Source organism: Streptomyces sp. WELS2 (assembly GCF_013870595.1).
Classification (GTDB): Bacteria; Actinomycetota; Actinomycetes; order Streptomycetales; family Streptomycetaceae; genus Streptomyces.
The window spans coordinates 1-5,917 of record NZ_JACBWZ010000372.1 but is presented as its reverse complement, the minus strand read 5'-3'; the positions used below and the strand labels follow the sequence as shown (position 1 = coordinate 5,917).

The 5,917-nt window shown below is 69.2% G+C and carries 7 protein-coding genes; 3 read left to right on the top strand and 4 right to left on the bottom strand.

Features of this window, described 5'->3' with window-relative positions:
• Window positions 1-378: 378 nt before the first annotated feature.
• The gene (locus H5J33_RS20800; RefSeq protein WP_181796434.1) at window positions 379-1,029 is read right to left on the bottom strand and encodes a DNA-3-methyladenine glycosylase; all 651 of its coding nucleotides are present in this window, start codon (window positions 1,027-1,029) and stop codon (window positions 379-381) included.
• Between the two features lie 101 nt (window positions 1,030-1,130).
• Between H5J33_RS20800 and H5J33_RS20795 the strand changes: the two genes are divergently transcribed.
• The 3 genes from H5J33_RS20795 (at window position 1,131) to H5J33_RS20785 (ending at window position 3,172) form a co-directional block, all read left to right on the top strand.
• Window positions 1,131-1,913 carry a sporulation protein gene (locus tag H5J33_RS20795; protein WP_181796433.1) on the top strand — a complete coding sequence of 261 codons (783 nt, stop codon included), beginning with the start codon at window positions 1,131-1,133 and terminating at the stop codon, window positions 1,911-1,913.
• 43 nt (window positions 1,914-1,956) lie between these two features.
• A complete protein-coding gene (locus tag H5J33_RS20790) occupies window positions 1,957-2,496 on the top strand; it encodes a YbhB/YbcL family Raf kinase inhibitor-like protein (protein ID WP_181796432.1) in 540 nt (179 codons plus the stop codon).
• Between the two features lie 169 nt (window positions 2,497-2,665).
• Window positions 2,666-3,172, top strand: a complete 507-nt coding sequence (locus H5J33_RS20785) for an HNH endonuclease (protein WP_181796431.1) — start codon at window positions 2,666-2,668, stop codon at window positions 3,170-3,172.
• Window positions 3,173-3,244: 72 nt separating this feature from the next.
• On the opposite strand, the gene H5J33_RS20780 is transcribed toward H5J33_RS20785, so the two are convergent.
• The 3 genes from H5J33_RS20780 to H5J33_RS20770 form a co-directional block, all read right to left on the bottom strand.
• A complete protein-coding gene (locus tag H5J33_RS20780) occupies window positions 3,245-4,207 on the bottom strand; it encodes an SPFH domain-containing protein (protein ID WP_181796430.1) in 963 nt (320 codons plus the stop codon).
• A 123-nt stretch (window positions 4,208-4,330) separates the two neighbouring features.
• On the bottom strand, window positions 4,331-4,759 hold the full coding sequence (locus H5J33_RS20775; protein ID WP_181796429.1) for an NfeD family protein: 429 nt from the start codon (window positions 4,757-4,759) through the stop codon (window positions 4,331-4,333).
• A gap of 60 nt (window positions 4,760-4,819) precedes the next feature.
• Complete coding sequence (locus H5J33_RS20770; RefSeq protein ID WP_181796428.1) at window positions 4,820-5,617, bottom strand: ABC transporter ATP-binding protein; 798 nt, start codon at window positions 5,615-5,617, stop codon at window positions 4,820-4,822.
• Between the last annotated feature and the right edge of the window lie 300 nt (window positions 5,618-5,917).

Sequence of the window (5,917 nt, the reverse complement as noted above, 5' to 3'; positions counted from 1 at the left end):
TTTCGGTCTTGCGTTTCCGACTCTATCAGATCTTTTCTCGATCCGATTTCCTCGCTGCTTTCCAGGTTCCCGCTCTCGCGTTTCCCTTTCCGGCGGTTCCGACTCTATCAGATCCTTTCGGTTCCGATTCCCGGTCGGCGGGGTTTGTCCCGGGGTTTTCGGCTTTCGCCGTCCGCCCTTTCGACATTCACTACGTTAGCGGATTCCCTCCGGGACTCATAATCGAGTCCCACGGGTTCGAATTCGGGCACGCAGGCGCACTCGAAACGACCCCGCTGAAGGGGTTGAGCTAGGTAGTGGGTTGGCCGCTCCGGCTGCAGGCGATCGCCGTACCCGGTTCAGCGGCTCGGGATACGTTACGCACTTCCGCCGGTCGCGTCAACCTCGGCGGCGCCTGGGCACATGGGCCCGGTAGGGGCTGACGGTGGGGTCGTCCGCCACCCAGTAGCGCCACGGGTGGAGGTCACCGTCGCCGCCCTCGCCGGCGACTCCGGTACGGGGACCGCTGCGTACCTGGTCGGAGGGGACCGGCGTGCCGGTCAGTACGCGCAGCGGGGTCTCGTCCGGGGCGCACGCGTCCGTGCCGTCCAGTGCGCGGTCGATCCCGAGGGCGGTGGCGAGCCGGGCGGGACCCTTGGCCAGTTCCTTGTCGTTGCGGGCCGAAAGGCGTCGCTTCCGGGCGAGCTCGGCGCCCTCGACCACCTCACCGGCGCGCAGCAGCACGGCGCTCGCCCGGCCCTCGGGTCCGCAGACCAGGTTCATGCAGTGCCACATGCCGTAGGTGAAGTAGACGTAGACGTGTCCGGGCGGGCCGAACATCACGGCGTTGCGGGCGGTGCGGCCGCGGTAGGCGTGGGAGCCGGGGTCGTTCTGGCCGTCGTAGGCCTCCACCTCGGTGAGGCGGAGTGCGATCGGGCCGTCGGGTGTGCTGCGGACCAGGACGCGGCCGAGGAGGTCCGGGGCGACCTCCAGAACCGGGCGGTCGAAGAAGGTGCGGGGCAGTGGCGTACGGTCCGGGGGCGCGATCATGCCCTCCGAGGGTAGTCCAGAGGGCGTACCGGTCCGGCGGAACCGGTCGTGGGCGGAATCGCGTTCGTACCGGTCGAGGATTCTTTCGTAAAGGGAGTGCCATGGCGTTCAAGAAGCTGCTCGCGAGCCTGGGGGCCGGCGGCGCGTCGGTCGAGACGGTGCTGACCGAGGTCAACGTGGTGCCGGGCGGGGTCGTCCAGGGTGAGGTACGGATCCAGGGCGGGACCGTGAACCAGGCCGTCGAGGGGCTGTCCGTCGGTCTCCAGGCCAAGGTCGAGGTGGAGAACGGCGACCAGGAGTACAAGCAGGACATCGAGTTCACGAAGGTGCGGCTCGGCGGTGCCTTCGAGCTCCAGGCGGGTGCCGTGCACGCGGTGCCGTTCGGGCTGGAGATCCCCTGGGAGACGCCCATCACCATGATCGACGGACAGGCGCTGCACGGCATGCACATCGGGGTGACCACCGAGCTGGCGATCGCGCGGGCCGTGGACTCCGGCGATCTGGACCCGATCAACGTGCACCCGTTGCCGGCGCAGAAGGCCGTCCTGGACGCCTTCATCCAGCTGGGCTTCCGCTTCAAGAACGCGGACATGGAGCGCGGCCACATCCGGGGTACGCGGCAGCGGCTGCCGTTCTACCAGGAGATCGAGTTCTTCCCGCCGGCGCAGTACCGGGGCCTGAACCAGGTCGAGCTGAGCTTCGTGGCGGACGAGCACGCGATGGACGTCGTGCTGGAGATGGACAAGAAGGCGGGTCTGTTCAGCGAGGGCTCGGACACCTACCGGTCCTTCCAGGTGGGTCTGAACGACTGGCAGGGGACCGACTGGGCGGCTTACCTCAACCAGTGGCTGTCCGAGGTCGGCAGCAAGCGCAACTGGTTCTAGGCTCGGAACTGCTGGTTCCGATCATCGATCAGGAGGTACCGAGGTGACCGAGCTCAAGCGGCGGCCGCTCCCCCATGACTTCCATCCGCCCGTGCCGTCGTTCACGGTGACGAGTGAGGACGTCCGGGAGGGTGCCACGCTGGGAAGCGCCCAGGTGCACGCGGAGGGCAACACCTCGCCGCAGTTGCGCTGGGAGGGCTTTCCGCCGGAGACCAAGAGCTTCGCCGTGACGTGCTACGACCCGGACGCGCCGACCGGCAGCGGGTTCTGGCACTGGGTCCTGTTCGACATCCCGGCCTCGGTGACCGAGTTGCCCGCGGGCGCGGGCAGCGGCAAGTTCGAGGGACTGCCCGAGGGCGCCGTGCACGCGCGGAACGACTACGGGACGAAGGACTTCGGCGGTGCCGCTCCGCCGCCCGGGGACGGCCCGCACCGGTACGTCTTCACGGTGTACGCGGTGGACCAGGAGAAGCTGGGCCCGGACGCGGACGCCTCGCCGGCCGTGGTCGGCTTCAACCTCCGGTTCCACACCCTCGCGCGCGCCCAGCTGATCGGTGAGTACGAGGTCCCCGCACAGGGCTGAGCGCCGTAGCGCGATCCAGTTCAGCGTTCACCGAACGTTTGCCGGCCTCCGGTCTTGGAAGTGATCGGAGGCGGGCATTTTTTATTGCGTTGTCCATCTCGGCGTGCCCGTCCAGAGTTGATCCAAGCCCGCCGGGGGGGTGGGCAGGCGCACACGGGAGGTGGGCTGGATGCGTGACACGTTGGTCCTGAACGCGAGTTTCGAGCCGCTGTCGACGGTGTCCCTGAACCGAGCCGTGGTCCTGGTGCTCCAGGACAAGGCCGTGGTCGAACAGGCCCACCCCGAGCTGCGGATGCGCGGTGCGGACGTGGACATCCCCGCGCCCCGGGTGATCCGGCTGTGCCGGTACGTACGGGTGCCGTTCCGAAGACGAGCCCCGTGGTCGAGGCGGGGGGTGCTGGTGCGGGACCGGCACCGGTGCGCGTACTGCGGGCGCCGGGCCACGACCGTGGACCATGTGGTGCCGCGGGCGCAGGGTGGGCAGGACACGTGGCTGAACACCGTGGCCGCGTGCGCGGAGGACAACCACCGCAAGGCGAACCGGACTCCGGAGGAGGCCGGGATGACGCTGCTGCGGCAGCCGTTCGAACCCACGCCGGCCGATGCGATGTTGCTCTCGCTGGGGCAGGAGGAGATCGCCGCGCTTCCCGAGTGGCTCGCCAGGGACGCGGCCTAGGCGTCCGCGTCTGCCGGGTTCCTCCGCGGGAACGGTCCCCGCGCCCCTTGCGAGGCGCGGGGTGAGCGGAGTTCAGTCGATCGGGGGCTTCTCCCGGCGTTCCGTACCGCCGTTGCCGCCCTTGCTGCCGTTGCCGCCACTGCTGCCCGAACCGCCGCCCAGGGAGCCGAAGTTGCCGACGGCTCCGGACAGGCCCTTGAGGGCGTCGCCGATTTCGCTGGGGACGATCCAGAGCTTGTTGGCGTCGCCCTCGGCGATCTTGGGGAGCATCTGGAGGTACTGGTAGGAGAGCAGCTTCTGGTCCGGGTCGCCGGCGTGGATGGCCTCGAAGACCGTACGGACGGCCTGGGCCTCGCCCTCGGCGCGCAGGGCCGCGGCCTTGGCCTCACCCTCGGCGCGCAGGATCTGGGACTGCTTCTCGCCTTCCGCGCGCAGGATCTCCGACTGCCGGACACCTTCGGCCTGGAGGATCGCGGCGCGCTTGTCGCGGTCGGCGCGCATCTGCTTCTCCATCGAGTCCTGGATGGAGGTGGGCGGTTCGATGGCCTTCAGCTCCACGCGGTTGACGCGGATGCCCCACTTGCCGGTGGCCTCGTCCAGGACCCCGCGCAGGGCGGCGTTGATCTCCTCGCGGGAGGTCAGGGTCCGCTCGAGGTCCATGCCGCCGATGATGTTGCGCAGGGTGGTGACGGTGAGCTGCTCGATCGCCTGGATGTAGCTGGCGACCTCGTAGGTGGCGGCCCGGGCGTCGGTGACCTGGTAGTAGATGACCGTGTCGATGTTCACGACCAGGTTGTCCTGGGTGATCACCGGCTGCGGCGGGAACGGTACGACCTGTTCCCGCAGGTCGATGCGGTTGCGGATGGTGTCGATGAACGGGACGACGATGTTGAGGCCCGCGTTCAGCGTCCGTGTGTAGCGGCCGAAGCGCTCGACGATGGCGGCGCTGGCCTGTGGGATGACTTGGATCGTCTTGATCAGGGCGATGAAGACCAACACCACCAGGATGATCAGGACGATGATGACCGGTTCCATCGTCGCTCCCCGTACCCTTCTCCGCCTCGGCGCCTTCGGCAGATCTCATGTCTGTTGAGGATCTTGCTGGTCGAGTCTGTCAGACCGTCGCGCAACTCGTGAGCCGTTCCCGGTGAGTTGTCCTCACAGGACGATCGCGGTGGCCCCTTCGATGTCCACGACGTCCACCTCCTGACCCGCCTCGTAGGTCCGGCCGGTGTCGAGCGCGCGGGCCGACCAGACCTCTCCGGCGAGCTTGATCCGGCCGCCGGACGCGTCGACCCGTTCCAGGACGACGGCTTGTCTGCCCTTCAACGCCTCGACTCCGGTGGCGAGTCGGGGTCGCTGTGTGCTGTGCCGGGCGGCGATGGGCCGCACGACGGCGATGAGGGCGACGGAGACGACGACGAACGCGAGGACCTGGATGACGGCGCCGAAGCCGAGGGCGGAGACGACCGCCGCCGCGACGGCTCCCACCGCGAGCATGCCGAACTCCGGCATGGCGGTGACCACGAGCGGGATTCCGAGCGCCGCCGCGCCGACGAGCCACCACACCCATGCGTCGATGTTCACATGGTCATGGTAGGGCCGCGGTCGGGCGGCGGACAGGGCGCGCAGGGGGGAGCGGCGGGGTCAGGACAGGGGCAGGCCCTGGGCGGTCCAGCGGTCGCCGACCTGCTCCACGACGAGCGGGAGACCGAAGCACAGGGAGAGGTTGCGGGAGGTCAGTTCCAGCTCGACGGGGCCGGCGGCGAGGACCTTGCCCTGGCGGATCATGAGGACGTGGGTGAAGCCGGGGGCGATCTCCTCGACGTGGTGCGTGACCATGATCATCGAGGGGGCGATGGGGTCGCGGGCGAGCCGGCCGAGGCGGCGCACCAGGTCCTCGCGCCCGCCGAGGTCGAGACCGGCGGCGGGCTCGTCCAGCAGGAGCAGCTCGGGGTCGGTCATCAGGGCGCGGGCGATCAGGGTGCGCTTGCGCTCGCCCTCGGAGAGGGTGCCGAACTTCCGGTCCAGGTACTCGCTCATGCCGAGGCGGTCGAGGAAGGCGCGGGCGCGCTGCTCGTCGACGTCCTCGTACTCCTCCTGCCAGCCGGCGGTCATGCCGTAGGCGGCGGTCAGGACGGTCTGCAGGACGGTCTGGCGCTTGGGGAGCTTGTCGGCCATGGCCATGCCGGCCATGCCGATGCGGGGGCGCAGCTCGAAGACGTCGGTGCCGGGCTTGCCGAGGGTCTCGCCGAGGATGGTGGCGGTGCCCTTGCTGGGGTAGAGGTAGCTGGAGGCGACGTTCAGGAGGGTGGTCTTGCCGGCGCCGTTGGGGCCGAGGATGACCCAGCGCTCGCCCTCCTTCACCGACCAGGAGACCTGGTCCACCAGAGCCCGGCCCTCGCGGACCACGGATACGTCCTGAAGCTCCAGAACATCGCTCATGAGCGCGTTGTCTCCCCTTGCAGTGTGGCCGGTCTCGGCTGTCGCGTACGCCTGTGACGGGGTCTCGCGCCGGTGGGCGCAGCCCTTATGAAATCTACGCCACGAGTGCCCCGCTCCATTCCATCGGTCCGGTCCTTAGGGTGGGGGCATGCTCTCGGAACCGCGTTCAGGACGCCTCGCAGCTTGGGGCAATGCCCTTTTGGCCGGACTTGTCTCGCCGGACGACGCCGCCCTCGCCATCGTGGGCGAGGACACGGTGCACCGGGTGGACGGGCTGCCCGGTGAGCCGGCGCCGGTCGG